This window comes from Sphingopyxis sp. NJF-3, assembly GCF_053514865.1.
The window spans coordinates 2,115,362-2,139,943 of the sequence record NZ_CM130726.1; the positions used below are offsets into that span (position 1 = coordinate 2,115,362).

General features: G+C 63.7%; 24 protein-coding genes and 2 tRNA genes. 8 read left to right on the forward strand and 18 right to left on the reverse strand.

Annotated elements, in window-relative coordinates:
- Window positions 1-116 precede the first annotated feature (116 nt).
- From ACOTSS_RS10460 to ACOTSS_RS10470, 3 genes are all read left to right on the forward strand, one after another.
- The gene (locus tag ACOTSS_RS10460) at window positions 117-2,687 is read left to right on the forward strand and encodes an energy transducer TonB (protein WP_448688107.1); all 2,571 of its coding nucleotides are present in this window, start codon (window positions 117-119) and stop codon (window positions 2,685-2,687) included.
- A gap of 4 nt (window positions 2,688-2,691) precedes the next feature.
- Complete coding sequence (locus tag ACOTSS_RS10465; protein WP_448688108.1) at window positions 2,692-3,783, forward strand: cytochrome-c peroxidase; 1,092 nt, start codon at window positions 2,692-2,694, stop codon at window positions 3,781-3,783.
- A gap of 125 nt (window positions 3,784-3,908) precedes the next feature.
- Window positions 3,909-4,643, forward strand: coding sequence for an energy transducer TonB (locus tag ACOTSS_RS10470; RefSeq protein ID WP_448688109.1), 735 nt, complete (start codon window positions 3,909-3,911; stop codon window positions 4,641-4,643).
- Between the two features lie 140 nt (window positions 4,644-4,783).
- Here the strand turns inward: ACOTSS_RS10470 and ACOTSS_RS10475 are convergent, their stop codons facing one another.
- Window positions 4,784-5,023, reverse strand: a complete 240-nt coding sequence (locus ACOTSS_RS10475) for a hypothetical protein (RefSeq protein WP_448688110.1) — start codon at window positions 5,021-5,023, stop codon at window positions 4,784-4,786.
- Between the two features lie 162 nt (window positions 5,024-5,185).
- Here ACOTSS_RS10475 and ACOTSS_RS10480 point away from each other — a divergent pair, with 162 nt between their 5' ends.
- On the forward strand, window positions 5,186-5,395 hold the full coding sequence (locus tag ACOTSS_RS10480; RefSeq protein WP_448688111.1) for a helix-turn-helix domain-containing protein: 210 nt from the start codon (window positions 5,186-5,188) through the stop codon (window positions 5,393-5,395).
- A 5-nt stretch (window positions 5,396-5,400) separates the two neighbouring features.
- On the opposite strand, the gene ACOTSS_RS10485 is transcribed toward ACOTSS_RS10480, so the two are convergent.
- The 12 genes from ACOTSS_RS10485 to ACOTSS_RS10540 all read right to left on the reverse strand — a co-directional run bounded on the left by ACOTSS_RS10485 (window position 5,401) and on the right by ACOTSS_RS10540 (window position 16,710).
- Window positions 5,401-6,030 (reverse strand): DNA -binding domain-containing protein, encoded by a 630-nt coding sequence (locus tag ACOTSS_RS10485; RefSeq protein WP_448688112.1) that lies wholly within the window; start codon window positions 6,028-6,030, stop codon window positions 5,401-5,403.
- The gene (locus tag ACOTSS_RS10490; protein WP_448688113.1) at window positions 5,960-6,193 is read right to left on the reverse strand and encodes a transcriptional regulator domain-containing protein; all 234 of its coding nucleotides are present in this window, start codon (window positions 6,191-6,193) and stop codon (window positions 5,960-5,962) included. Before ACOTSS_RS10490 ends, ACOTSS_RS10485 begins: the two co-directional genes overlap by 71 nt.
- Window positions 6,180-7,055: a phytanoyl-CoA dioxygenase family protein gene (locus ACOTSS_RS10495; protein WP_448688114.1), complete on the reverse strand. Its 876-nt coding sequence runs from the start codon at window positions 7,053-7,055 to the stop codon at window positions 6,180-6,182. The genes ACOTSS_RS10490 and ACOTSS_RS10495 overlap by 14 nt, the downstream gene beginning before the upstream one ends.
- A complete protein-coding gene (locus ACOTSS_RS10500; protein ID WP_448688115.1) occupies window positions 7,052-7,654 on the reverse strand; it encodes an acyl-homoserine-lactone synthase in 603 nt (200 codons plus the stop codon). The genes ACOTSS_RS10495 and ACOTSS_RS10500 overlap by 4 nt, the downstream gene beginning before the upstream one ends.
- A 52-nt stretch (window positions 7,655-7,706) precedes the next feature.
- On the reverse strand, window positions 7,707-8,516 hold the full coding sequence (locus ACOTSS_RS10505) for a helix-turn-helix transcriptional regulator (RefSeq protein ID WP_448688116.1): 810 nt from the start codon (window positions 8,514-8,516) through the stop codon (window positions 7,707-7,709).
- A complete protein-coding gene (locus ACOTSS_RS10510; protein WP_448688117.1) occupies window positions 8,465-8,917 on the reverse strand; it encodes a DUF2147 domain-containing protein in 453 nt (150 codons plus the stop codon). The genes ACOTSS_RS10505 and ACOTSS_RS10510 overlap by 52 nt, the downstream gene beginning before the upstream one ends.
- A gap of 8 nt (window positions 8,918-8,925) precedes the next feature.
- The gene (locus ACOTSS_RS10515; protein WP_448688118.1) at window positions 8,926-9,783 is read right to left on the reverse strand and encodes a metal-dependent hydrolase; all 858 of its coding nucleotides are present in this window, start codon (window positions 9,781-9,783) and stop codon (window positions 8,926-8,928) included.
- A gap of 200 nt (window positions 9,784-9,983) precedes the next feature.
- Window positions 9,984-13,343: a TonB-dependent receptor domain-containing protein gene (locus ACOTSS_RS10520; RefSeq protein WP_448688119.1), complete on the reverse strand. Its 3,360-nt coding sequence runs from the start codon at window positions 13,341-13,343 to the stop codon at window positions 9,984-9,986.
- Between the two features lie 93 nt (window positions 13,344-13,436).
- Window positions 13,437-14,417, reverse strand: coding sequence for a FecR family protein (locus tag ACOTSS_RS10525; protein WP_448688120.1), 981 nt, complete (start codon window positions 14,415-14,417; stop codon window positions 13,437-13,439).
- Window positions 14,383-14,973, reverse strand: coding sequence for an RNA polymerase sigma factor (locus ACOTSS_RS10530; RefSeq protein WP_448688121.1), 591 nt, complete (start codon window positions 14,971-14,973; stop codon window positions 14,383-14,385). Before ACOTSS_RS10530 ends, ACOTSS_RS10525 begins: the two co-directional genes overlap by 35 nt.
- 238 nt (window positions 14,974-15,211) lie before the next feature.
- On the reverse strand, window positions 15,212-16,438 hold the full coding sequence (locus tag ACOTSS_RS10535) for a tyrosine-type recombinase/integrase (RefSeq protein ID WP_448688122.1): 1,227 nt from the start codon (window positions 16,436-16,438) through the stop codon (window positions 15,212-15,214).
- A 186-nt stretch (window positions 16,439-16,624) separates the two neighbouring features.
- Window positions 16,625-16,710: transfer RNA gene (locus tag ACOTSS_RS10540), tRNA-Tyr, on the reverse strand.
- A gap of 79 nt (window positions 16,711-16,789) precedes the next feature.
- Between ACOTSS_RS10540 and rlmB the strand changes: the two genes are divergently transcribed.
- On the forward strand, window positions 16,790-17,557 hold the full coding sequence (rlmB, locus tag ACOTSS_RS10545) for a 23S rRNA (guanosine(2251)-2'-O)-methyltransferase RlmB (protein WP_448688123.1): 768 nt from the start codon (window positions 16,790-16,792) through the stop codon (window positions 17,555-17,557).
- A 152-nt stretch (window positions 17,558-17,709) separates the two neighbouring features.
- Here the strand turns inward: rlmB and ACOTSS_RS10550 are convergent, their stop codons facing one another.
- The gene (locus ACOTSS_RS10550) at window positions 17,710-18,027 is read right to left on the reverse strand and encodes a 2Fe-2S iron-sulfur cluster-binding protein (protein ID WP_095386213.1); all 318 of its coding nucleotides are present in this window, start codon (window positions 18,025-18,027) and stop codon (window positions 17,710-17,712) included.
- Window positions 18,028-18,129: 102 nt separating this feature from the next.
- Between ACOTSS_RS10550 and ACOTSS_RS10555 the strand changes: the two genes are divergently transcribed.
- Window positions 18,130-18,747: a DNA-3-methyladenine glycosylase family protein gene (locus ACOTSS_RS10555; protein ID WP_448688124.1), complete on the forward strand. Its 618-nt coding sequence runs from the start codon at window positions 18,130-18,132 to the stop codon at window positions 18,745-18,747.
- A gap of 280 nt (window positions 18,748-19,027) precedes the next feature.
- Here ACOTSS_RS10555 and tig read toward each other — a convergent pair whose 3' ends face one another.
- Together tig and ACOTSS_RS10565 are read right to left on the reverse strand one after the other, a co-directional pair.
- Window positions 19,028-20,620, reverse strand: a complete 1,593-nt coding sequence (tig, locus tag ACOTSS_RS10560; protein ID WP_448688125.1) for a trigger factor — start codon at window positions 20,618-20,620, stop codon at window positions 19,028-19,030.
- 61 nt (window positions 20,621-20,681) lie between these two features.
- Window positions 20,682-20,766 (reverse strand) — tRNA-Leu (locus tag ACOTSS_RS10565).
- A 167-nt stretch (window positions 20,767-20,933) separates the two neighbouring features.
- Here ACOTSS_RS10565 and ACOTSS_RS10570 point away from each other — a divergent pair.
- Window positions 20,934-21,131 carry a hypothetical protein gene (locus tag ACOTSS_RS10570; protein ID WP_448688126.1) on the forward strand — a complete coding sequence of 66 codons (198 nt, stop codon included), beginning with the start codon at window positions 20,934-20,936 and terminating at the stop codon, window positions 21,129-21,131.
- Window positions 21,132-21,320: 189 nt separating this feature from the next.
- The gene (locus ACOTSS_RS10575) at window positions 21,321-23,003 is read left to right on the forward strand and encodes an amidohydrolase (protein ID WP_448688127.1); all 1,683 of its coding nucleotides are present in this window, start codon (window positions 21,321-21,323) and stop codon (window positions 23,001-23,003) included.
- Between the two features lie 18 nt (window positions 23,004-23,021).
- Here ACOTSS_RS10575 and ACOTSS_RS10580 read toward each other — a convergent pair whose 3' ends face one another.
- Both ACOTSS_RS10580 and ACOTSS_RS10585 read right to left on the reverse strand, forming a co-directional pair.
- Window positions 23,022-23,957, reverse strand: coding sequence for a hypothetical protein (locus ACOTSS_RS10580; protein ID WP_448688128.1), 936 nt, complete (start codon window positions 23,955-23,957; stop codon window positions 23,022-23,024).
- The gene (locus tag ACOTSS_RS10585; protein ID WP_448688129.1) at window positions 23,954-24,532 is read right to left on the reverse strand and encodes a hypothetical protein; all 579 of its coding nucleotides are present in this window, start codon (window positions 24,530-24,532) and stop codon (window positions 23,954-23,956) included. Before ACOTSS_RS10585 ends, ACOTSS_RS10580 begins: the two co-directional genes overlap by 4 nt.
- Window positions 24,533-24,582 lie beyond the last annotated feature (50 nt).

Genomic DNA, 24,582 nt, shown 5'->3' on the forward strand with positions numbered 1-24,582 from the left:
CTCGGCTCGCCCTCTGGACGATCTCCGAATTCCGGGCGCAATTCCCTTTTTGCGATTGACTCGCAATATAAATAATTCCTAGAGGCGGCCCCCGAAACGAGAACGGGGGTCCGAAAGTGAAGAAATTGACCGCGACGGCGAGCGTGCTGGCGATCGCCATGACTGTTCAGGCGCAGGCGGCGGAGCAGCCTGCCCAGAGCGAGGAGAAGGCCGGCCCCGAGCCTTCGACGACGATCAAATTGTCGAAGGTTCGGGTCGAAGGCGACGACGCGCCGGTCAGCCATCGCTTCGGCGAGCCGGTCGATTCGGGCACGAGCCGTTTCGACCGGGAGTCGGTCGAAGCCCGCGCACCCGGCTCGGGCGACGTGAACGAGATTTTGCGCGTGCTGCCGACCGTGCAGTTCAGCAGCCAGGACGGCCGCGCGACCCGCGCCGAGCTTCAGGACCTGCGGCCCGCGAACATCTCGATCTCGGGCGGCAGCTTCACCGAGAATCTGTTCGTCGTCGACGGCATCGGCGTCAATTCGCGGCTCGACGTCTCGAGCACCAATCCGAACCATTATATCGAAGGCAATGCCGCGGGATCGGCGCAATCCTTATGGGTCGATTCGAGCCTCGTCGGCTCGATCACCGTGCGCGATTCCAACATCTCCGCCGAATATGGCCAGTTCACGGGCGGCGTGGTCGAGATCGACACGCGCGCGCCGGCCACCGAGTTCGGGATCAGCGCCCATTATGGCGAGACGGGCCCCGATCTCGCGCAATTCCGCATCTCGAAGCGCAATCGCGAGGATTTGGGCGACGACGTGCCGGGCAAGCCGGACTATCTGAAGCGCCGCTATGGCGCGAGCATCGACTTGCCGGTCAGCGACGCGCTGCGCTTCCTGTTCGGATACAGCCGTTCGGAATCGCGCGTCACCTATGAGCGCGGCACCAACTACGCCGAATATGGCGATTATCGCCAGCAAAGCCTCAGCGAGAATTTTCTCGCCAAGGCCGAACTCGATCTCGGCGCCGATCTGCGGCTCACCGGCCAGCTCACCTACAGCCCCTATGAGAGCGACTTTTCGCATCCGAACGGCATCGACAATTGGGTCTATCTCGACGGGGGCGGTCTGTCGGGAAGCCTGAAGCTCGAAGGCGCGGGCGCGAACGAGGCGCGCTGGAAGGTCGAGGTGTCGCACGCCGTTTCGGACACCGACCGCCGCTCCGACCGCCCCGGCATCCTCAACATCAGTTCGACCGCGCCCGGGGTCGACTGGTGCTCGTCGACCAGCAGTTGCTCGCTCGGCGCGCCCGACCCGATCAACCAGCGGCAGTGGGACAGCACCGTCAAGGCGCTGTGGGAACAACCGATGCTCGGCGGAGACATTCGTTTCGGCGCCGAATATGCGCGCGTGAAGGCCATCAAGGAGCGCCCGGAGACCGTTTATTCCTTCCGCCACGGCGACCGGGCCGACCTGCCGATCGAGGTCAATCCCAATACGGTCTGCACCCAGCCGATGCTCTATCCCGACACCTGCGTCGACGGCGCCTATGCGCTGGCGCAACTGTCCCCCGCCATGGCGTTCCGCTCGCGCGTCAAGCTCGACTCCTACACGCTATGGAGCGAATGGCAGGGCGATCTTGCGGGCTTCGAGGTCCGCGCGGGGCTGCGCTACGACCATGAAAGCTTCCTCGGCAATCACAATGTCGCGCCGCGCCTGTCGGTTTCGCGCGACCTGCCCTTTGCGGGCATGAACCTGACGTTCGGCGCGAACCGCTATTACGGGCGCAGCTTCCTCGGCTATGCGCTGCGCGAAAGCTATCCCGACAATTATATCTATCGCCGGATGCCCGAGGTCATAAACGGCCAGAACGTCTGGAGCGACAATTGGACGCTCTACAGCCACACGATCCTGCCGCGCTATTCGAATGCGGACCTCAAGACGCCCTATGTCGACGAATTGACCTTCGCCCTGCGCGGTCCCGCGCCACTGATCGGCGGCGAATATCGTATCCGCGGCATCCTGCGTGATTCGCGCAACAGGTTCGCGCAGTCGGAGCAGATAACCTCGACCGAGGTGGAAGAGACCGGCGATATCGCCACGGTCCGCAGCTACACGATCACCAACGACGGCAAGAGCAGCTATCGCGGCCTCTCGCTCGAATATGTCCGCGAGTTCGGCAACCACAGTTTTTCGGTGAGCACCAACCTGTCGAAGACCAAATCGTCGAACGTCGACTATTTCGACATCGCCGACGAGACCGAGTTCCAGGGCGAGGACGTCTATTATCAGGGCGAAGTCGTTCCGCTGCTCCGCGCGACCGCCAATAATCAGCTCGAGGATTATGCCGCGCCCGTCATCGTCAATTTCGACTGGGCGGCGCACTGGTTCGGCAAGCGGCTGCGCACCAACGTCAACGCCCGCTACCGCAGCGGCTTCGAGCGGGTCGACGATACCGGCGAGAATATCGTGATCGATGGCGTGCGCTACGACGTCTACGATCTCGTCAAGTTCGACGATGCGGTCAGCTTCAACTTGTCGGCGACCTTCGACGCGATCCGGTCGCGCTATGGCGTGCTGTCGCTCGACCTCAGGGTCAACAACCTGTTCAATACCGTGCTGGAGCAGGATTTCAGCAGCACGTCGCAGCCGTGGCAGATGGGCCGCAATGTCTGGATCTCGGCCAAATACAGCTTCTGATCCGATGCGGCGGCGGTGGATAGAGATATTTGCGCTGATCGGGCTTCTCCTCGCCTCGGTCTGCGCCGCCGCCGCGCAGGAAGCGGCACCCGACATGGCCGCCCTGCGCCTGCTTTATGGCGGACAGCCGCAGGACTGGCCGCGTCCGGTGCTGCAGCCGGGTGCTGTCTTCACCGAGTTCGGCCCGACGCCGCCGGTCGCCGATCCGCCGGACACTCCATCGACCCCGGAAAAGATCGCCTTCGGGAAGATGTTGTTCGACGATCCGCGGCTATCGGGCTCGGGCCAGATCGCCTGCGCGTCGTGCCATAACCGCGAACTCGGATTCGGCGACGGGATCAGCACCTCGTTCGGCCACGATCGCCAGCGCGGCCGGCGCAATGCCATGCCCCTCTTTGCGGTCGCCTGGATGAAGGCGCTGTTCTGGGACGGCCGCGCGCCCAGCCTCGAAGCGCAGGCGCTGGCCTCGATGACCAACCCGTTCGAGATGGCGGCCGATCCCGATGCAGTCGTGTCGCGTATCGCAGCCGATGAGCGTTATACGGCCGCCTTCTCGCGCGCGTTCGGCGACCGGACGATGACGCCGCAGCATGTCGCGCAGGCGCTCGCCGCCTTTCTGCGGACACACAAGCCGAGAACGTCGCGGTGGGACCGCGCCTTGCGGGACGGCACGAAGATGCTCAGCGATCAGGAATTGCGCGGGCTGCATCTCTTCCGCACCAAGGCGGGCTGCGCAAATTGCCATAATGGGCCGTTGTTCACCGACCAGCGCTTTCACAATATCGGGCTGTCCTTCTATGGACGGCGCCTCCAGGACCTCGGCCGCTACGAGATCACGCACGATCCCGCCGACGTCGGCGCCTTCCGCACGCCGAGCCTGCGCGGCGTGTCGCGCACCGGGCCGTGGATGCACAATGGAATTTTCCCGCATCTGCGGGGCATCGTGAACTTCTACAATGCCGGCGGGGTGCAGTTGCGGCGCAAGCCTGACCAGGCGGATGACCCGCTGTTTCCGACCACATCGCCGATCCTCAAGCGCCTCGACCTGACGCGCGAGGAGCGCGACGCGCTCGTCGCCTTTCTAGAAGCGCTGTGACGGCGCCGGCGCCGTTCGCGCGATCGCGGCGCCGCGAAGACGGACGCGGCCAGCCCCGGATATTACCCCGGCGGTTCCCTCAAGGATCATTTCCCGCGCCGTCGCCGCCGCCCACAACAGGCGCGGTGCGCTACAGCGACCGTCCGCTGCCGATGGCGACGCGGCTGCTCGGCCTGGTCGGGACCGCTTTGGTCTGTCTAGTCCTGATCGGCGCGGGGCTGCTGCGTTGGGTGGACGCACCGCGTCCGCGCGCCTCGACAGCGGCGCTGACGCTGGTCGAGATCGCCCCTTCCCGAGCGCCGCCCGCACCGCCAAGCGAACGAACGCCGGGGCCGGAACAGGTCGAACGCCAATCCATGCCGGAACGCGCGTCGCCCCGCGCCGCGCCGATGTCGCGCCCAGCTCTGCCCATCATCGCTCTCGTACAGCCGGCGATCGGTCTGCCGCGACCGGAAGGCAGCCATGCGGTCCTTCCCGCATCCGATGCCAAGGGCGGCCAGCCCGCCGCCCGCGCGGCCGCTCCCGAAGCGCGGCCCGTGCCCCCGGCGCCGAAAGCCACCGACGAGCGCCCGCAATGGGAGAGGCTTGTGCTGGCCGCGCTCCATCGCGCCAAGCGTTACCCGCGCGCGGCGCGGCGCAACGGCGACGAAGGCACGAGCTGGATTCGTTTCGTGATCGATCGGCGCGGCCGCGTCCGCTCGGCCGCCCTGCACCGCTCGTCGGGTATCGCGTCGCTCGATCGCGAGGCGCTGGCGCTACCGGCGCGCGCGCAGCCCCTGCCCAGGCCGCCCAAGACCGTGACCGGAAGCCGCATCGAATTGGTCGTGCCGATCGAGTTCTTCCTCCGCTCGTCGCAATAGGTCTGCAAGCAACCGAAGAGAGATGGCCTCACCTCCGGGGGGGGGTAGGAGGTGAGGTTGCGGTGACTACGCACGCGCACGGTGCGGGTTCCCCGGCGCGCTGGCGAGAACAATTTTCCGGCGCGCATTGACGACAGGATTTACGAAGAAAGGCTCCCGCAAGTCTTGTCGTCGCTCGCGATCGCGGCGGCCAGTCCCTCGCCGACGATCCAGTGGGCGCGGTCGAGATGCGATTGCCAGCATTGCTTGGCGCCGGCGGCATCGGCCGCGACATCGAGGTCCAGCACCTCCAGCGCTACATCGGCCCAGTCGAAGCCGTCGCGCTCGGCGTCGAGCAACCGGGCATAGGTCAGCATCTGGACGCGATCATATTGGGTCATGGCAGGGCCATTCGGCGCCCGCTCCACAATACCGACCCGGCATCCACCGAGATATGCTGCTGTCATCGTCTCCCCTGCCCTTTGTCTTGGGACCAATCTCTCTCCACCGTTGAAGTGTATACTCCGTGGTGAAATACTCAGCAAGCGCGACAGTGATCGGCTATGTCGATACGCGACGTTCTTGCTCGAAATTTGAAAAAGGCTCGCGCCGCAAAAGGGTGGTCGCAGGAAGAGCTTGCTCATCGGGCCGGCATTGACCGTACCTATGTCAGCTCACTTGAACGATGCCGATATTCGGCAACTGTCGATGTCGTCGATCAGTTAGCGAAGGGTTTGGGAATTGCGGCAGCGGACCTTTTGAAGGAAAGTTGATCGGTTTAGCGGCCAACGATCGTTCCGGATTTTAGAATCGTTTTCGCCCCGCGAACCTGCATGGACCTGGCCGCTTCAACCAGCCGCCGCGCTTGCGATTTCGTGGATTCACCCAGTCCTGGCCAATCGCCATTGCGCACAAGATGTTGCCCGATAGCGCGCAACGAGGCTCCCTCGCCGAGAGCATCGAGTGTGCGTAGAACCAAGACACCACGATTCATTTTTTTTGATACCGGGGGATATAAAAGCGGTCGGCCATTCCACCATCTCCAGTAGCGCGCCAATTCGGTGAGTTGGAGAGGCAGCGCCGGTGTGAGGGCGATCTCAAATCGCAGAGCGTTATCCCGACAGTTTGGGGCGTGATCCATGCCCCTCAGATCGATGCGAACCCCGCGAAGCGCGCCACCGACGACATAGTGCTCGCAATGCGTGCCCTGCACTGTGAACTGCTCGTCTAATTCTCGATCTGAGGCGAGACGGCTGATTACCGATGCCGTCAGTACCGACGCGTCATAGGTACGCGACCAAAGCACTCGAGCATCCGGTGCGGCGCGACATGGCGATTCAGCGAAAGAGTAACCCCCAACGCGCGATGAAATCCGCGCCTGCAATAATGGGCATTTCGTCTGTCGCATCAAATGCGGTGCGCTCGATCAGGGCCGCATCCTGATAATCAGGATTACGCCGCGTCAGTTCCCACGCGAGACCGCGCGCACCACAATTTTCGAGCCGAGCATATGCTTTAGGATCGCGCCAGCTACCGCGCGGCAGGACCGGACGCGTCTCAATCGCGGGCATGGTCGCGCTGTTCCTGGGCGTAAATGCGAAGCGCGCCGGCCTGATCGGGACGGAGCGCGTCAACGGCGGCAACATGATCGGGCGTTGCGCCTGCGAGCAGAAGGGACGGACAGCGCCCCTCGACATTGCCGAGATTGGGACGATGCTGCGCGTAACCGACCAGCGCCGCCAGCTCGGGATCGAAGTGCCGCGCGACCTCGGGCGGATAGACCAGCCATTGCAGTTCGAAGGGCTTGAGCCAGCCGAGGCAATAGCTGACGATGATACCGCGCCGCGGGGCGTCGCTGATATTGGCGCCCGCACCATGCAGCGTGCCGCCGAGCCAGACCAGCGCGTCGCCGGGTTCGCAGGCCGCAGCTACGGCGGTGCCTTCGTCGGCGTCGCCGTCAAATCCGGCGCGGTGACTGCCCGGCCAGAAACGGGTGGCGCCATTCTCGATCGTGAAGGGCGACAGCGGCCACATGACATTGACCTGAAACTGCTGCTCGCCCTTGATCGCGGGCCAAAGATCATGGTCGCGATGCGGATATTGGGCGAGCGCGCCGGGATGGATTTCGACGGCCTGGGTGAGATTGAGCGCGATGCGGTCGCATCCGGGAGACAGGATACTTGTCGCGAGCGACAGGATCGCCTCGTGCATGACGAGCGCGCGGGTCGCGGGTGCGCGAGTAAGCAGGCGCCCGAACCGTTTGGTGCGCTCGCCGAAGAAGTCGCCGACGCAAAAGGGTGTCGCCGCGAAATCGTAATCGAGCGAAGCGTCGATCGCATCGATCCGATGGACGGGGCCCGCGTTTCGGATGACGCAATAGCCGTCACGGTCGAGGCGGACGGGGGCGCTGTCCGGCGAGAATTGCGTGGTCATGCCGATGCCTCCGCGGCCAGCGCGTGGAGGCCATTGGCTTCGAGATGAGCAGGCGTATCGCTGGCGATGTGGACGAGGAAGGCGCCGAGCCTTCCACCGCCCAAATCCTGCCCCGGCCCCAGCGCCTCGCCCTGCCAGCCCATGCCGAGAACCTGCTCGCGGAAGCGCGCGGTGACGACGCCGGTAAAGCGGTTGATGCCGCGATCGAGCGCACAATCGACCATCGCGCGGATAAGCCCGTCGCGCAGCCGCAGCCGTTCGGGCCGCGGCAGGTTGGGCAGTAGGCAAAGTCGGGTGATTTCGAAAATGTCGGGGCCAACCGGAACGCCGTCGGTGCAAAGCCGCTCGAACAGCGTGCCGAGCAGATGCGGCCGGGTCGAGGGCAGCAGCCGCATCGAGGCCAGATGGCGACCGGTGCGATCGGCGGCGATGATATAAGTGGCATAGGCGTCGTCGAAGCGATCGACTTCGAGCCGGTCGTCAACGACGGTCAAATCCCAGTCGAGCAGGTCGATGAACAGCCGCTTGCGGTCCTCGAACATGGATTCGAGTAAGGATTGGTCGGCCGGGGTGCCGAGCCCTTCGACGATATGGATCATGGTGTCGCTCCCTTGCTTGCCTGCGCAAGAAAGCGAAATTCAACTCGGAATATCAGGTCGCCAGGTGGCGATGTTGACGCGGAGCGATTTCGTGGATTCCGATCTCGCCGTCGAGGACGGCGGCTAGGACCAACTGAGTGCGGTTGGGGACGTCATAGCGGGCGCAGGCCGCTTCGATGTAAGTTTTGACGGTCGAGGGCGTGAGACCGAGTATCGTCGCGATGTCGGTATTGCTCTTGCCCTGTCCGGCAAGAATAACGCAATCGCGCCAGCGCGGGCGCAGCCGCCCGACACGAACTTGCCGCAAGCGTCCGCCATTCACGATCTGCCGCGCCTTCTGAAAGGCGAAGCCGCCGATCGTCTGAAACCCGGCGAGATGGTGCCGAACGCATCCAGGCCGGCGCGGCGAGCAGAAGTTGCACGACCCGCTGCGCTCGCCCAGCACGAATGCCGGGACGGTGATACCGTTGCTGACTCCATGATATTCTCCGCGTTCGAGAAAGGCGCGGTGCCGGGGACTCAGTTCGATCAGGTCGCCAATCTCGCACCAGGTGAAGCAGGCGTTCGCTGCGATGCAGGCATGAACCACGGGATCGTCGCGATGATAGAGGCCGGCGAAATATTCGGCGGCATAGTCGGGCGAATAGTTGTTCATGTTAATGAGGCTTGGCGAGCCGGTGCGATGATCGTCGTGATGGATCATCGCATAGTGACGAAAGCCCAGCTCATGCGCGACGGCTTCAAGCAAGCCCTCGATCGCAGGCAGATCCTCCGCCCGCTGGACTTCAACAAGAAATGCCGCAGCGAGGCTTAGCGCACTCGCGTCCAGACCTTTGTTCGGCAGAAGATGGCCGCCTTGCAACCCTTCACCTCCAGTTTGCCATCCCCTCGCAGTGTCAGAAATCCCTTTGCCGCGCCGTCGCCCGACTCCGGGTCGTAGACCGGCCCGCCTTTCCATTCGCGCGGGCCGCCCGCAAAGCGATGCAGAACGATCAGCCCTTTCAATCGGCGGTCACGCAGCTTGGGATCGGGGTTGCGTTCGTCGCGCTGGTCGGGATTGGCGCGTATGCGGGTCGCATCGATGATCTTGCCGCAGAGAGCCGCCCCGCAGGTGTATATCTGGACGCGGCCCCCCTCGCTGCCGGTCGCCCAGATACCGGCGATGCTTTGCCCCGGCGGGGCGGCCTCTGCGGTGACGATGCCCGCGGCGCCAAACGCAACCGCCGCGAGCATCGCCGTTCCTGAAATCATCGCCATTCGCATCGGGCCGTTCATTTCGGCATCGGCGCGACGAGCGGCGGCGAAAGGGTTGCGAGCGCCCGCGCCGCCAAGGCCCGATCGTCATGCTGCCACGGATGAAAATTCGGCCGGAAATAGGCGAACATGTCGCGGAGCAGCAGGCGCATGAGGCCGGGCTTGCCATAAAGGTAGGCGAGTAACTTGCCCCAAGTCCTCCGGTTGCTCTTGCCGTCCTGCCGCAACAGATCGGCGGTATTGCGGAACACGACGTAATGAAAGCGGATGCCCGCCGCGAGCATGGTGAGGGATCGCAGCGTCCAGCGCCGGAACGGCGACCGGCTTCGCATGGCGAGGACAAGCGTGTCGTAGGCGACCGCCTTATGCTCGATCTCCTCGATCGCGTGCCAGCGCCACATGCGCTGCGCTTCGGTATCGGCGCCCGCAAGATGCGCGGGATCGGCGAGGATCGCATTGGCGAGCGTCGCGGTGAAATGTTCGAGCGCACAGGTTCCGGCAAGCTGCATCAACGGCGGACGCTTCTTCGCCCACGCGATCGTGCGAGCCGCTCGGTCTTCGGATGACGTGAGGTCATAGCCAGCGTCGCGGGCCTGCCGGTTGAAAAAGACATGCTCGCGCGAGTGGGTCGATTCCTGAAAGATGAAATCGTCGATCTGTTCGCGGAGCGGCTCGGGCGCGTCGTCGCGATAATGGCGCACCGCAGACATGAAGAATTTCTCGCCAACCGGGAAGGTCGAGGACAGGGCGTTGTAGAAAGCGGTGCGTCCTGCATCGCCGCCATGCCACCAACGCTTCGCTGCCTGTCCGCGACCGAATTTCCAGTTTCGCCTTTCGATCGTGTGACCCAGTGGCGTTTTCGTCCCGTCGGTCATCATAGTCTCCTTGCGTCATTCAGAAGATCAGCCGCCGCCCTTGCCGGGGTGACAGGACGGCGGCTAAGTTTCCCTCCGGAGTGAGGGGAGTGCCCGAGAAAGCGATTGCTGGTCCTTTCCGAAAAACCGGGCCGATATTTGCTCGGGAGCAAACAGACATCGGCCCGAGGTTGTCCCCCAGTGGACCGGGCGGAGAGGAACTAGAATTTCTTCGCGATGCTGAACCCGATGATGCGCGGATCGAGCGTGAAGACGTTGGTCGTCAGGCCCGAGTCATCCGAATTCAGGAAGGCGTCGGTGATTGGCGTCTTGTTGAAAACGTTCTTCACATAGGCCTCGATCGACAGGTTCTCGGGGCCATCGACGCGCAGCGAAATATTGAAGTTCGTCCAGTTGCGGAGACGATCATAGGGCGCAAGGTTATAGACGCGCGCCCAGCTCTTCGCCTGCCAATAGGCATCGCCGCGGATCGTTGCGCTCCAATCGCCCTGGAAGGGGATCGTGTATTCAGCGCCCAGGCTCGCGGTCCAACGCGGCGAGTTCGGCAATTCATTGCCACCGAGCTCGGTATTGATGCCTGCGCCACCATTGATCTCAGGATAATTGGCGCGGTTATAAAAGCCACCGAGCTTCGTGTCAGGAATCGCACCAAATATATTCGAGAAGAAACCGAGCGGCCCTCCCAGACCTCCGCACATATTCCAGTAATTATTGAACCCCGTGCTTTGCTGAAGAAATGCTTCGGCGATATGGGCCGGAACGATGCAGTTGGACGGAAGCTGCAGCCAGGGCTTGGTAACGACGTAATCAGGATTGCCCGCCGTTCGGTTCATGGGGTCAATCGACACTTCACCGTCATTGATCCGCGATTTGAGATATCCCAGATTCATGTTGAAGCGCAGGTTGTCGATCGGTTCGAAGTTTGCGGAAAGCTCCGCACCCCACACTTTCGCATCGAAATTCTCGTTGACGGCGGTTCGGTCTCGAATCTGGGAAACCTGATAGTCGGTGTAATCATAATAAAAGGCGCCGGCGTTGAGGGTAAGCCGCCCGCCCATCAGGCTGTTCTTGATGCCGATCTCGAACGCGTTGACGAACTCGGGCTTGAAGGTCGCCGCGTAATTGACCGCCGGCAATTGCAAGATTGGAAGAAAACCGGGTGTTTGATTGTCGATTTCTTCCTGCGTCAACACGCCATATTCAAGCAGCAATTCGTTCGTCGCGAAGCCGGGCGAAGGCGGATTGGCGCCGCCCGCCTTATAGCCCCGGCTGTAGAATGCGTAGACGAGGCTATCGTCGGTGAAGCCCCAGTCGGGCTTCCAGTCGAGGCCGAAGCGACCGGTGAATTCGCCCCATTTCTGCCGAATCTCGCCGGTGGCCGGATAGCCTTTATTTACGAACCCGCCGGCACCCAGATTCGGGGCAAGCAACAATTGGCTCGGGACAACCGTGAAGACCTTCTTGTCGCGTGTATAGCGCAGCCCGGCGGTCAGCTTGAGATTGTCCGTGACGTCGTAATAGGCCTCGCCGAACAACGCCCAGCTCGTCAGCTTATATGGGTTCGAGCTTCGGAAATAATTGTGACCCTCGCCATTGATGCTTTCGACGGGATTAGGGTCGATATACGGACAAAAAGTGCCATTTTCGATAGGAATGGGATTCGGCAGGGTGGTGCCGCTGAATCCTTCGTCCATGCATTGGGTCAGATTCCCGGTCCTGTTGAACGGCTGGATAGCTGACAGCATCGTGAAGAGATTGCTCATCACGTAATATTCGTCGACGACCTTATATTTGGTATAATTTCCGCCTAGGCTGAAATTGAACGGTCCGCTCGAATCCGATTGCAGACGGAGTTCCTGGGAGAACTGCTTTGAATCGCCAGAAGACACGTCAAATATAGCGAGCGTGTTCGAGCACCCGACTTGGGGATCGCAAAATATTCCACCCGGCGCGAACCCGCGATATTCGCTGGGCGTGTCCGTACTGTTGAAGAACGTGTTCGATGTATCGTTGATGATCGGAACCGTGTTGAAACGATTATAATCCTGAAAGGAGTACACATCACTCCAGTTAAAGGCGGTCTGCGAGGACAGGGTCAGCGTATCGGAGAGATCCACGTCAAGATTGAGCGAGAGGATATCGGACCCGGCGCGATAGCGCGGATCGCGGATCGAGCTGATCTCACGCAGATTGCGCGATTGCATCATGCCACCATAAGGATCGACGTTCGGATCGATGAAAAAGAACCTTTCCTTGTCGAGGAAGGGATTGCCCGTGAGCGGGCCGTCCTTGTTCCGCGTGATCGGGCTGAAAAAATCCGAGAGAAATGCGAGGCCGGCAACGGCGTTGAGCGCCAAACCGTTCGGCGTTCCGAACGCATCATCGTCATACAGGCTGCCCGCTTTACAGCCCGTGCTAAACAGGCCTTGACGGATTCCCTGATAATTTCGATCGAAGCTGGGAGGGTTTTCCACCCGCACCGGTGTTGAGCCGATCATCTCTGGACCGTCATCGCGATGGCAAAGCTGCTTGCCGGTACGCGACCGATTGTCGTCTTCGCGGAAGCGCTCCCACACGATATTGCCACGCAACCAAGGTTTCTCGAACCCAAGGGTCGCACGAAGCGAATAGAGATCGCGACCATTGATGCTGTTCTTCGTATTGGCGTTGTAATCATAACCATCGCGCTGGGTCATCGCGCCAGCGACACGGAGGCCGAGTTCATCGGCGACGATCGGGACGTTGAGCATACCGACGAGGCGGCGGCTGTTGTAATTGCCGACCTCCCCCTTGAGGCTTCCTTCGAACCGATTGAGTTTGGGCTTGGCGGTGATGAGGTTGATCACGCCGCCGGTCGCATTGCGCCCATAAAGCGTGCCCTGCGGCCCGCGCAGCACCTCGACGCGTTCGAGGTCGAAAAATTCCTGCTCGAAGAAGCGATTGGCGATCATCCCCACGTTGTTGAAGCTGACGGCCACGCCGGGGTCCGTGGTCGCCGACACCGCCTTTGTCCCGATCCCGCGGATCGACACGTTGTAGCTGGTGAAGTTCGACTTCGAGAAGGTCATGTTCGGCACGGCGCGCAGGATGTCCGGACCGCCTTCGATCTTCTGCTCTTCCAGATTCTTCTGCGACAGCGCGGTAATGGCGATCGGCACGTTCTGCGCGGATTCAACGCGCTTCTGCGCAGTGACGACAATTTCATTGGCGGCGTAGCCGCTGTCGGAGGATGAACTGGCATCGGACGACGTCGCCGACGCAAGCGTATAGGTGCGCCCGTCGCTCGACACGACGCGCAGGCCAGCATCGGCAGCGGCGCGGCGCACGGCCTGGTCGATGCTCATCGAACCCTTGATTGCGCGGATGGTCTTGCCGCGCACGGCTTCTTCGCTGACGAGAATCTGAATGTCAGCCTGGGTTGCCAGTTCGGGAATGCCTGTGGCGGCGGACTGCGCCGGGACGTCGAAACTCTTGGTCTGGGCCATCGCGGGCGTGGCGACCGCCACCGCACAGATTGCCGCCGAAGACGCGAGAGCGCCGCGAAGATCGCGATACCGCATAAATCCCTCCCCATTTTGACCGGCCCGATTATTCGGGCTCACATGGACACGATGCGCGGGAGAGATTTTTCCGTTTTTCGGCTGCCGTTTTTTTCAGTTCGATGACAAAATTATTCGCCCGGCACTGATTTCGGCACGGGAATCCGTCAAAGTCGCAACCGCGCGCGCGAAGGCATCGGGTTCGTTGGTGCGGAAGCGGCCGATCATCTTCTTCTGTCCAAGCGCCGTATCACCCACCTCGATCTTGCGGACATTGTAGCGGTTGAACTCGGCGACCGCCTCCGCAATAGTATCGCCGTCGAACACGAGTTGGCCGGTCCGCCATGCGAGGGTCTTGTCGATCTCTTCGCTCGCAGCTGCGACCGGCACGATCGCCCGGCCGGGCGCAGCGAAGACTCGACTGCCCGCCCGGACGCGCTGGACATGCGCCTCATCACCGACGCGCCACATTTCGACGACACCCTCTGTCACCTTCACATCGACGCCGCCCGACACTTGGCGGACGGCAAAGGCGGTTCCGACCGCGCGAACCCGATAATCGCCGACATCGACCACGAAGGGCCGAGCGCGATCCTTGGCAACCTGGAACCAGGCCTCACCACTCTTGAGCGCGATCTGCCGGACCTTCGGCTTCATAGTGACGTCGAGCGCTGTTTGCGTGTTCACAGCCACGAGCGAACCATCGCTCAGTGGAACCCGCCGGATTTCTCCGACCGCCGTCTGGATTTGCTGATCGGGAGCAGCGAAGAAATCCATGTTCGGAAGACCGACCACCAACGCGGCGGCGGCAGCGGCGACACCGCCACCCCATAGAAGCCGGCGCCGTGAAAACATGGGGCCGCCGGCGGCGGCCACCTCGTAGGATGGTGGTTGTCCGGCGCCGAACACGCTCGCGCGGTCGAGCATGGTCCATGCGGCTTTCGCGCGAAAATAAGCGCCGCGGCGACGATCATCGCCTGCGAGCCATGCCTTGAGTTCAGCGCGCACAGCAGGGTCATGGCCCTCGCGGTCCATGCGGGCGACCCATGCTGCCGCGCGATCACTGATCGCTTGTGCTGTTTCGCGCTCGCTCATCTCGTTCCGTTCTCGCCATATTCTTGTCAGCAGCCTGTTCGCCATCGGCGATCGCCTGCAAAATCAGTTTCAGTCCCTTGCCGACGTCATTCTCGACGACATGCTCGGTCACGCCCAACCGCTCGGCAACCTCCCTTTGCGGGAGGCCTTCGATCTTGCGAAGCTCGAAAATCTTGCGGCATCGGCCGGGCAACTCCTCGATCAGTCGGCGCACCCGATCCAGTTCGCGGCGACCTGCCGCGACGCGCTCCGGGGAGGGTTCATCTCCAACGATGTTCAGGCTCTCGATTTCCGTAACGGATTCGATGCTGACGATGCGCGCCCGGCGCAGGCGCATCAGGACGATGCTGCGCGCCGCGGTGAAGAAATAGGCTCGGCCACTGCGAATATGGCTGACATCGCGCAGGCTCGCGATCTGGCAATAGGTTTCCTGGAGGACGTCCTCGAGGTCGTCGGGATCGAGGGTGCGCCGGAGCCACGCGCGCACGTCCGCCTCGTGTGGCAGGATTTCCCGCCCCACCCATGCCATGATCTTTGCGCGCTTCTCCCGGTTCACGTCGTCTTCGCGGCTCCCATTCAGAAGTACGATGCACGAGGGGAGATTTTCCGTTTTTGTCGGCGTTATTTTTCTATCGATGAGCTTAGCACGATTGCAGCGACTTATCCTCTCCCTGACCATAGCCTTGCAGGACGGCGGCTTTTCACCACTTTTCAGCAGTGCGATCAGACCGCCTTCGCAAGCTCGTCGTGTCGGTATGACGAGGTAATCGCACCGCCAAAGGAAAAGGCGAGTGCTAATCTGCCTCATCCCCCGCCAGTGACGCGACATTGCCTGTGCCAGCGATCCCACCCGAGCAAAAGCCTCCCCACGCAGTCATCAGCTTCACGCGCGCGCCTGGCTTATCGGGAGTGCCAAGATAGGTGGTGCGGCGATAGGCGGCCTGCACCGCGTCCGGCGTCTTATGGGCCAATGCGGTCTCGACCACCGCGTCGGCAAAGCCCTCGTTCGCCGCCCAGTCGGTGAAGGCGGAACGGAAACCGTGGACGTGATACGGCTCGCTCATGTCGCGCAGCACTTTCAATAGCGTCATGTCCGACATCGGCTTGCCAGCCACGCCAGGGAACACGACATCGCTTTCCGCCAGCCTGAACGCCGCCGCCTTCGCCAGCACCGCCAGAGCCGCGTCGGAGAGCGGCACCATGTGCGCCTTATTCCGCTTCATGTGATCGGCGGGGATCGTCCATAGACGCGCTTCAAGGTCAAATTCGGCCCATGTGGCAAGCCGGACCTCTTGCGAACGAACAGCGGTCAGAATGAGCAGTTCCAGCGCCAGTCGCCCAAACGACGGCTTACGCCGCAACGCCACCATGAAGGCAGGCACGGCGACATAGGCCATGGCCTTGCGATTCGCACGTTCCTTCACCTGCCGGGGCAGGCCGCGCCCGGCTTTCAGGCTGCCGTTGCCCGATGGGGCTTCGGCGGAACGCCATCCCTTGGCGTGGGCATAATCGAGCACGGCGCAAATCCGGTTGCGGACTTGACGCCCCGTTTCGGGAATGTCCTGCCAGATCGGCGACAGCGCGGCGATGATGTCGGGCGAGGTGATGCCGCCGGTCGGAATATCGCCTAGCTTCGCGAAGGCGTGGTTTTCCAGACTAGCGAGCCACTGGCGGGCATATACGGCGCTTTTCCAGCCTGCTTTGTTCTCAGCGTGATATTGGCGCGCGGCCTCCCGGAACGTCACCTTCGCGGCGGCTTCGTCCTTCCGCTCGGCCAGAACGTCGCGCCGTTCGACCTTGACTGCCTTGCGCAGTCCGCTGGCCTTCTCGCGGGCTTCCGCCAGCGTCAGCAGCTTGGCGCTGCCCAGCCCCATGTCTTGCCGCTTGCCGTCGCGCTGCAAGCGCAGGAGCCAGTAGGCTCCGCCGTGCTTGTTCACCTTCAGGAAAAGCCCGTCTCCGTCCTGATAGGTCCCGGGACTGCTCAGGACCGCTTTGACCGAAATCGCAGTGAGTTTACCCATCGGATTCTCTCCCCACACTTTGAGGCGTCAAAATGTGGGGTAAGCAAATCCCTCCCCACATTTCTCCCCACATTTCGCGTCGGATGCCTGCGAACGGCAACGAACGCCAGTGGATCGTTCGGCCGATAATAAGCTAGGTTTTCTGGGATTTCTAGGGACTTTGGCGGAAGCCCCCGGAAGGAAAAATGGTGGACAGGGCTGGATTCGAACCAGCGTACGGAAACCCGGGCAGATTTACAGTCTGCTGCCTTTAACCACTCGGCCACCTGTCCTTGGGGCCCGCTTTGGGAAGCGGTCCCATGGCGAAACGGCGCTTGCCTGTCAATGCCAGTCATGGGAAAGGCGCGCCATATGAGACAATTTTCCCGCCATCGCCGCCCCGGCGGCCAGTCGCCCAAGGGGCAGGCCACCCGTTTCTGGGGCCGCCACGCCGTCCTCGCCGCGCTCGACAACCCCGAGCGGCGCGTCAAGCGCATCTGGGGCACGCGCGAGGCGATCGGCCAGCTCGAGCTGCCGTCCGCCCTCCCCGTCAGCTATGCCGATGTCGTCGACCTCGCGCGGCTCGTCGCGCGCGATGCCCCGCACCAGGGCCTGGTGATCGAAGTCGACCCGCTCGACAGCCCCTATCTGGGCGATATCCTGCAGGAGGAAGCCGACGCCGGGAGCCGGCGTCCGCTCGTCGTGCTCGATCAGGTCACCGACCCGCACAATATCGGCGCGGTGCTGCGCTCGGCCGCGGCCTTCGACGCCGCCGCGATCGTCACGCAGGACCGGCACAGCCCGCCCGAAAGCGGCGTCATCGCGCGTTCGGCGTCGGGCGCGCTCGAAACCGTGCCGTGGGTGCGCGTCGTCAACCTGTCGCGCGCGCTGGAGGAAATCGCCGAGGCGCAATATTGGCGCATCGGCCTGACCGGCGATACCGAAACGACGCTGGGCGAGACGCTCGACGGCAGCAAGGTCGCGCTCGTCCTCGGCTCCGAAGGCGACGGGATGCGCCACAATGTCATGGAGCATTGCGACGTCCTCGCGCGGCTGCCGATCTCGCCGCGGATGGAAAGCCTCAACATCTCGAACGCCGCGGCGATCGCGCTCTACGCGGTGGCGACGGCGGGCGCGTAAAAGACGGCCAAAACCAAAATCCGATTCCCCGAGCGAAGACGAGGGGCTATGCCGAGCGAAGTCGAGGCAGCGTGGTTACGCGGTTCTCGCTCCGCTCGAACGAGCCCCTCGTCTTCGCTCGGGGATGCGGTTTTTCTATTGTGGCGGCGTGATCAATCCTCCTCGGCGATCCGCACCTTCAGCCCGTCGAGCGCGTCGCTGAAGGGGATCTGGCACGACAGGCGCGAATTTTCGTCGCGGTCGCTGGTCGAATCGAGCAGGTCGTTCTCGTCCTCGCTCATCGCGGGCATCGCATCGGTGCTGCCCGCCTCGACATGGACGTGGCAGGTCGCGCACGAACAGCAGCCGCCGCACAGCGCGAGCAGCTCGTCGAAACCCGCATCGCGGATATTCTCCATCACGGTCAGGCTGGTGTCGCCTTCGATCTCATGCTCGGTCCCGTCGCGCGTCACCACAATCAGCTTGGCCATGCTCGTCCTCATCTCGTTCGATTCGCTTGGCGCTATGTCCCGCGTTGCACGTCAAATCAAGCGTTGCTAAGAGAGACGAAGGGAACAAAAAGGGAATATCCGATGGGTCTGAGCCAGGAACAGCTGAACGCCGGAATCGACGCGCTCGCCGGGGTCGAACCCCATTTCGCGCGCGCGCTCGGCCACGCCGGTTATCCCGAACCGCGGATCCGCGAGCCGGGCTATACGACGCTGCTCCGCACCATCGTCGGCCAGCAGGTCAGCGTCGCCGCCGCCAATTCGATCTGGAACAAGCTGGAGGCCGGCTTCGGCGCGGGATGCCCGGCTGCGGTGATGGCCGCCGCCGAGTTCGACGCGCTGCGCGCCTGCGGCCTGTCGGCGCAGAAGCAGAGCTATGCGAAGAGCCTCGCGCAGCTCGTCCTCGACGGCGATCTCGACTTCGCATCGCTCCCCGCCGACGACGAGGAAGCGATCGCGCTGCTCACCAAGGTCAAGGGCATCGGCCGCTGGTCGGCCGAAATCTACCTGCTCTTCGCCGAAGGGCGCCCCGACATCTGGCCCGCGGGCGACCTTGCGGTCCAGGAAGCCGTCGGCCGCATCCTGCAACTGGGCGAGCGCCCGAGCGAAAAGCGGGTCCGCGCCCTCGCCGAAGCCTGGCGCCCCCACCGCGGCGCAGCGGCGATCTTCAGCTGGCATTGCTATAATATGGACGTGATTTAGGGATGCTCTCCCCTCGTCATTGCGAGCACAGCGAAGCAATGACGAATCTCACGCAAAGGCGCAAAGAAGAAGATCTTCCACAAACCCGTTCGCCCTGAGCTTGTCGAAGGGCTGTTTTTCTTTTGAACCCTGAAGAAGAACAGTGCTTCGACAAGCTCAGCACGAACGGGTTTGAATAGAAGCCTTCTTCGCGCCTTCGCATCTTTGCGTGAGTCAAAAAAGAAAAGGCCGGGCGGAGCATCCTCCACCCGGCCTTTTTGTCTCTTGTGAAGCGAAGCGCTTATTTCTTCGCCGCCGCCTTCTTGGCCGGAGCCTTCTTCGCGGCCGGCTTCTCGTCCGCAGCCTTCGCCGGAGCGGCCTTCTTCGCCGCGGGCTTGTCCTCGGCCTTCGCCGCGGCAGCCTTCTTCGCCGGGGCCTTCTTGGGCTCGGCCTTCTCTTCGGTCACCGCGTCCTTCTTGGCGGCGGGCTTCTTCGCCGCCGCCTTCTTGGCGGGCTTGTGGTCGTGATCATGGTCGTGGCCGCAGCCCGGGCCGTGGACATGGTCGTCGTCGGCCTCGATCGCCGCCTCGATTTCCTCGCGGGTCACTTCGCGGTCGCTGATCTCGGCCTTCTCGAACAGGAAGTCGACGACCTTGTCCTCATAGAGCGGGGCGCGGAGCTGCGCGGCGGCGAGCGCGTCCTGCTGGACATATTCGACGAAGCGCTGGCGATCCTCGGGGCGATACTGCTGCGCCGCCTGCATGATCAGCCGCTGCATCTCCTGGTTCGACACCTGCACGCCGTGCGCCTGGCCGATTTCCGAGAGGAGCAGGCCCAGGCGGACGCGGCGCACCGCGATCGCGCGATATTCGTCGCGATCCTTTTCGAGTTCGGCCTTCGCCGCCTCGGGATCTTCCTCGTGGCTCGCTTCATGCTCGAGCTGCTGCCAGATCTGGCCGAACTCGGCCTCGACCATCGTCGGCGGCACCTCGAAGTCGTGGCTCGCAGCGAGCTGGTCGAGCAGCTTGCGCTTCATATAGGTGCGGGTCAGGCCGTTAAGTTCCTGCTCGACCTGGTCCTTCATCAGCTCCTTGAGCTTGTCGAGGCTTTCGAGGCCGAGCGACTTCGCGAACTCGTCGTCGATCTTGGCGTCGGCGGGAACCTTGACCTGCTTCACGGTGACCGCGAACTCGGCCTTGGCGCCCTTCAGCGTGTCGACCGGATATTCCTCGGGGAAGGTCACCTTCACGGTCTTCTCGTCGCCGGTCTTCACGCCGACAAGCTGGTCCTCGAAGCCAGGGATGAGCTGGCCCGAGCCGATCTCGACCGCCATGTCCTCGCCCGTGCCGCCGTCGAAGGCGACGCCATCGACGCTGCCGGCGAAGTCGATGATGACCTGGTCGCCGGCCGCGGCCTTCTTCGTCTTCGGCGCATCGTCGAAGCGCTTCATCTGCGCCGCGAATTCCTCGATCTTCGCCATCACCGCCTTGTCGTCGGCGGGAACGGTCAGCCGCTCGAGCTTCAGCCCGTCGATCGACGGCGCCTCGATTTCGGGCAGCACTTCCAAGGCGACGGTCAGCTCGGCATCCTTGCCGCGTTCGTAGCCGTCGGCGAGGCTGACTGCGGGCTGCAGCGCCGGGCGGAGCTTTTCGTTCGCCATCAGGTCGCGCACGCCCTGGTCGATCGCCTTGTTGAGCGCATCGGCCGACAGCGCCTCGCCGTGCATCTTGCGGATCAGGTTCGGCGGCACCTTGCCGGGGCGGAAGCCGGGCATGCGCACCGTGGGGGCAATGCTCTTCACTTCGTCATCGACGCGCGCGTCGATATCCTTCGCGGTGATGGTCAGGCGATATTCGCGCTTCAGGCCTTCGTTCAGCGTTTCGACGGTCTTCATTGCCTTGGTCTTGTCCTTGCTCAAAAACTCGTATGTTTCCCGGCCTGACGTCTCACGGAACTGGTGCGGGCGAAGGGACTCGAACCCCCACATCTTGCGATACTGGTACCTAAAACCAGCGCGTCTACCAATTCCGCCACGCCCGCTAGAGCTGTCGGCCGGGTGCACGAAGCCATGCGCTGTGCCGCGCACGCCCGTGCGGGCCGGGCGGCGCTATAGCAGACGGGCAGCCGAGGGCAAGGGCGAAGGCCCGATAATCGGGGGGCCGGAACGCGCGGCGCGCCCGTTCGTTGATCGGGCAAGGAGATTTGCCATGCCCAGCGCCCCCGATCCGCTGCCCAAGCCGAAACCCGACACGATCGAACCGCAGTCGCCCCCCGAAAAACCGGTGCAGCCGACCCCGCTCGAGGACCCGGCGGGCCAGCCGCCCGAAATCCCCGGCCATCCCGGCGGCGGCGACATCGACCAGCCCGGCCGCGGGCCCGACGAGCTGCCGCCGCAGCAGCTATAGGGCAGCACCTTATCCCTATCGTCACCCCGGACTTGATCCGGGGTCCCGCTCAGCAACCTCTGAAAGCGGGACCCCGGATCAAGTCCGGGGTGACGAATGGGGAGCATGAGAGTGATCGCCAAATAGTTGCAAAGAGAGACTTGACCTCCTCCCCCCTTCCCCGCCACGGCTTGGGCGAGGGAGAGACCTATGAAATCCATCGCCACGCTCGCGGCGCTGCTGCTGCTTGCCGCCCCCGCCGCCGCGCAGGACACCATCCTCTACCGCGGCGGCCCGATCGTCACGATGGACGGCGACACGCCGCAGACGGTCGAGGCCGTGGTGACGAAGGGCGACCGCATCGCCTATGTCGGCGACGAGGCCGGCGCGCGCGCCGCGGCCGGGGCGGAGGCCGCGGTCCACGACCTCCGCGGCGCGACCATGCTTCCCGGCTTCGTCGACGCGCATTCGCATTTTTCGGCGATGATGCAGATGGCGGGCGGGCTCGACCTCGACGATCCGTCGCTGCCGCCGGTCACCGACATCGCGTCGCTCCAGGCCGCGATCCGCAGCTTTATCGAGGCGCGAGCGATCCCCGCAGGCGGCTGGGTGGTCGTCTGGCAATATGACAATGAGGCGCTTCCCGAAAAGCGCCACATCACCCGCGCCGAGCTCGACGCGGTGGCACAGGACCGCAAGATCGTCGTGCTCCACCGTTCGCTCCACGCGCTCGTCGCGAACAGCGCCGCGCTCGCCGCGGCAAAGCTCACCGACGCCAGCCAGCCGCCGCCCGGGGGCATGTTCCTGCGCGACGCTCAGGGTCGCCTCAACGGCGCGCTGCTCGAAAACGCCGCCTTCCTGATGGTCGCGGCGATGCCCAAACCCGACGAGGCGCACCGGCTCGCCGCGCTCGACGTCGCGCAGCAGCGCTATTTCGCGAAGGGCTATACCCATGCGCAGGACGGCGCGACGATGCCCGCCGATCTCGCGTTCATGATGGGCCCCGCGGTGCGCGAGCGGCTGAAGATCGACCTCGCCCTTCTCCCCTTCTTCACCGGCCTCGACGCGTTGCTCGCCGACCCCGACGTCCGCTTCGGCGAATATCGCGGCCATGTGAAGCTGCAGGGCGTGAAGTTCGTCCTCGACGGGTCGGTGCAGGCGCGCACCGGCTATTTCACCCGCGATTATGCGCGCGGCAGCCCCGACGGCGCGCACCCGTGGCACGGCAAGGCCAATCTGACCGACGAGGCCTTCCTTGCCGCGGCGCGCAAGGTGAACGACCGCGGCTGGCAGATATTCGCCCACGCGAATGGCGACGCGGCGATCGACATGGCGATCCGCGCTTTCGACGCGCTCGGGATCACCGCCGCCGACGACCGCCGCCCGATCGTCATCCACTCGCAGTTCCAGCGCCGCGACCAGCTCGCCGCCTATCAGCGGATCGGCGTCGGGCCCGCCTATTTCACCAACCACGCCTGGTATTGGGCCGACGTCCACCGCACGAATTTCCCGGCCGAGGTCGTCGACTTCATCAGCCCGATGAAGTCGGCGAAGGCCGCGGGGCTGGTCGTGTCCAACCACAGCGACTTCCCGGTGACGCCGATCGACCCGATGTTCATGCTGTGGACGTCGATGGCGCGCGTCTCCCCCACCGGGGTGGTCAGCGGCGCGGGCGAGCACGTCGACGCCTACACCGGCCTCCAGGCGCTCACCACCGGCCCGGCATGGCAGGCGTTCGAGGAGGATCGCAAGGGCCGGATCAAGCCGGGCCTCCTCGCCGACTTCGTCATCCTCGACCGGAATCCGCTGACCACGCCGTTGGGTGCGATCAGGGACATCGAGGTGCTGGAGACGGTGAAGGAGGGCGCGAGCGTCTGGCGGAAGGCTCCGTAGACGGCTGCTCCCCGCTTCCTATTCGCCGGCGGGAGTCGCCGACGCGGCCGCGTCGTCAGGACCAGCCTCCCCCGCTGGGGTTTCGGCGGGCATCTCGCCCGGATCGACGGAAGCAGCCACAGCCGCCGCCGGCGCGGAATCGTCGACCTGCTGCCCCCGCGCGTATCGGAAAACGCCCGGCATCGGCATCACCCGGTCGACCTCGACCCCGGACCAGTTGGGCCGCGTCCCGGCGGGCTTGAACGCGGGGCGAACGATCGCGTCGGCGGGCAGGCGCGGGTCGCCGACCTCCGCCGCACGAAGCAGGAACTGGCTGGTCCCGGCGGGCAGGTCGAGCGAGGTCTTCGGCCGGCTCTCCTTGGGCGCGTCCTGAATCGCGTCGACCAGCGACAGCCGCAATTCGACGGGAACGATCTTGCCGGCCGGTGCCTCGAAAGACACCGTGCCCAGGCAGGCGCAGACGTTCGCCTGACCATAGAAGAGATATTCCCCCGGCGGCACTTCCTGAAGATAGACCGAGCTCCCCTCCTTGCTGAACCGGAACTGCGGCCCGAGCATGACCGAATGAACGCGCTCATATTCGGGAAATCCGAAATTGGCCTCGGTCGGTTCGACCGGTTCCTCGGGCTTCTTCATCCCCTTTTGCCAACGCTTCATTTCGGCTTCCCAGTTGGCGTGCCGCTTGACCCATTTGCCATGTTCCTTGGTCAGCGCCTCGGCGCGCCGCCGCGCATGCGCCGCTGCCTGCTCCTCGCTGGGCAACTGCATCAGCGTCGGCATGACCACATAGTCGGCCTTGATCAGGATATAGGCCTTCGCCGGGTCGAGCGTCAGCGGTCCCGGCTTGTCGGCGACGGCGCGCGTCTCCCATTTTTCTTCGGGCTCATCGGCCCAGGCGGGCGCAGCGGCGGCGAGGGCGACGGCGAGCACCGTCAGCGAACGCAGCGCGCTCACAGCCCAAGCTCCTTCGCCGCGGGGTGCGGGCCCGACGCGACTTTCGCCTGCTGCGCCAGCATCGCCTGCCGTTTGCCTTCCTCTTCGGCCGAAAAGCCCTCCTCGAAATTGAATTCCTGCCACAAATCCTTTTGCAGGCCGTAGCGGGCATAATCCTTATACCCCATGCAGCGGCGCATGTTGACGCGGCGCAGCCGCCGCTTTTCGGCCGAGCCGAAGATCGCGCCGATCATCGCATTGGCGATCAGCCCGCCCGCCACGCCGGCGGCGGTATAGGCGTAGGGATAGGGCGTTTCCTGATAGCGATAGCCGCTCGACAGGCCGCGCGCGAAGCCGTCGCAATCGCGCAGGTCGGCGAGCGCCTCCTCGAAACTCGTTCCGTCACGATGAAAATAGAAATATTTATCGTAATCGGCCGCGTCCTCGGGCGTTTCCGCAAAGTCGAGTTTCGGCGTCTCCACCGTCGCCGGATCGGGAACGACCGTCATCGAGTCGATCTTCGCTTCCTGCGCAGCCGCGGTTTCCGCCAGCATGGCGACCATCGCCACGCTCAGCACCATTTTCCTGATAGCCATCGTGCGCCCCCCTTTGCGGGGGCACGGCCGAATACGAATCGGCGCCTCCC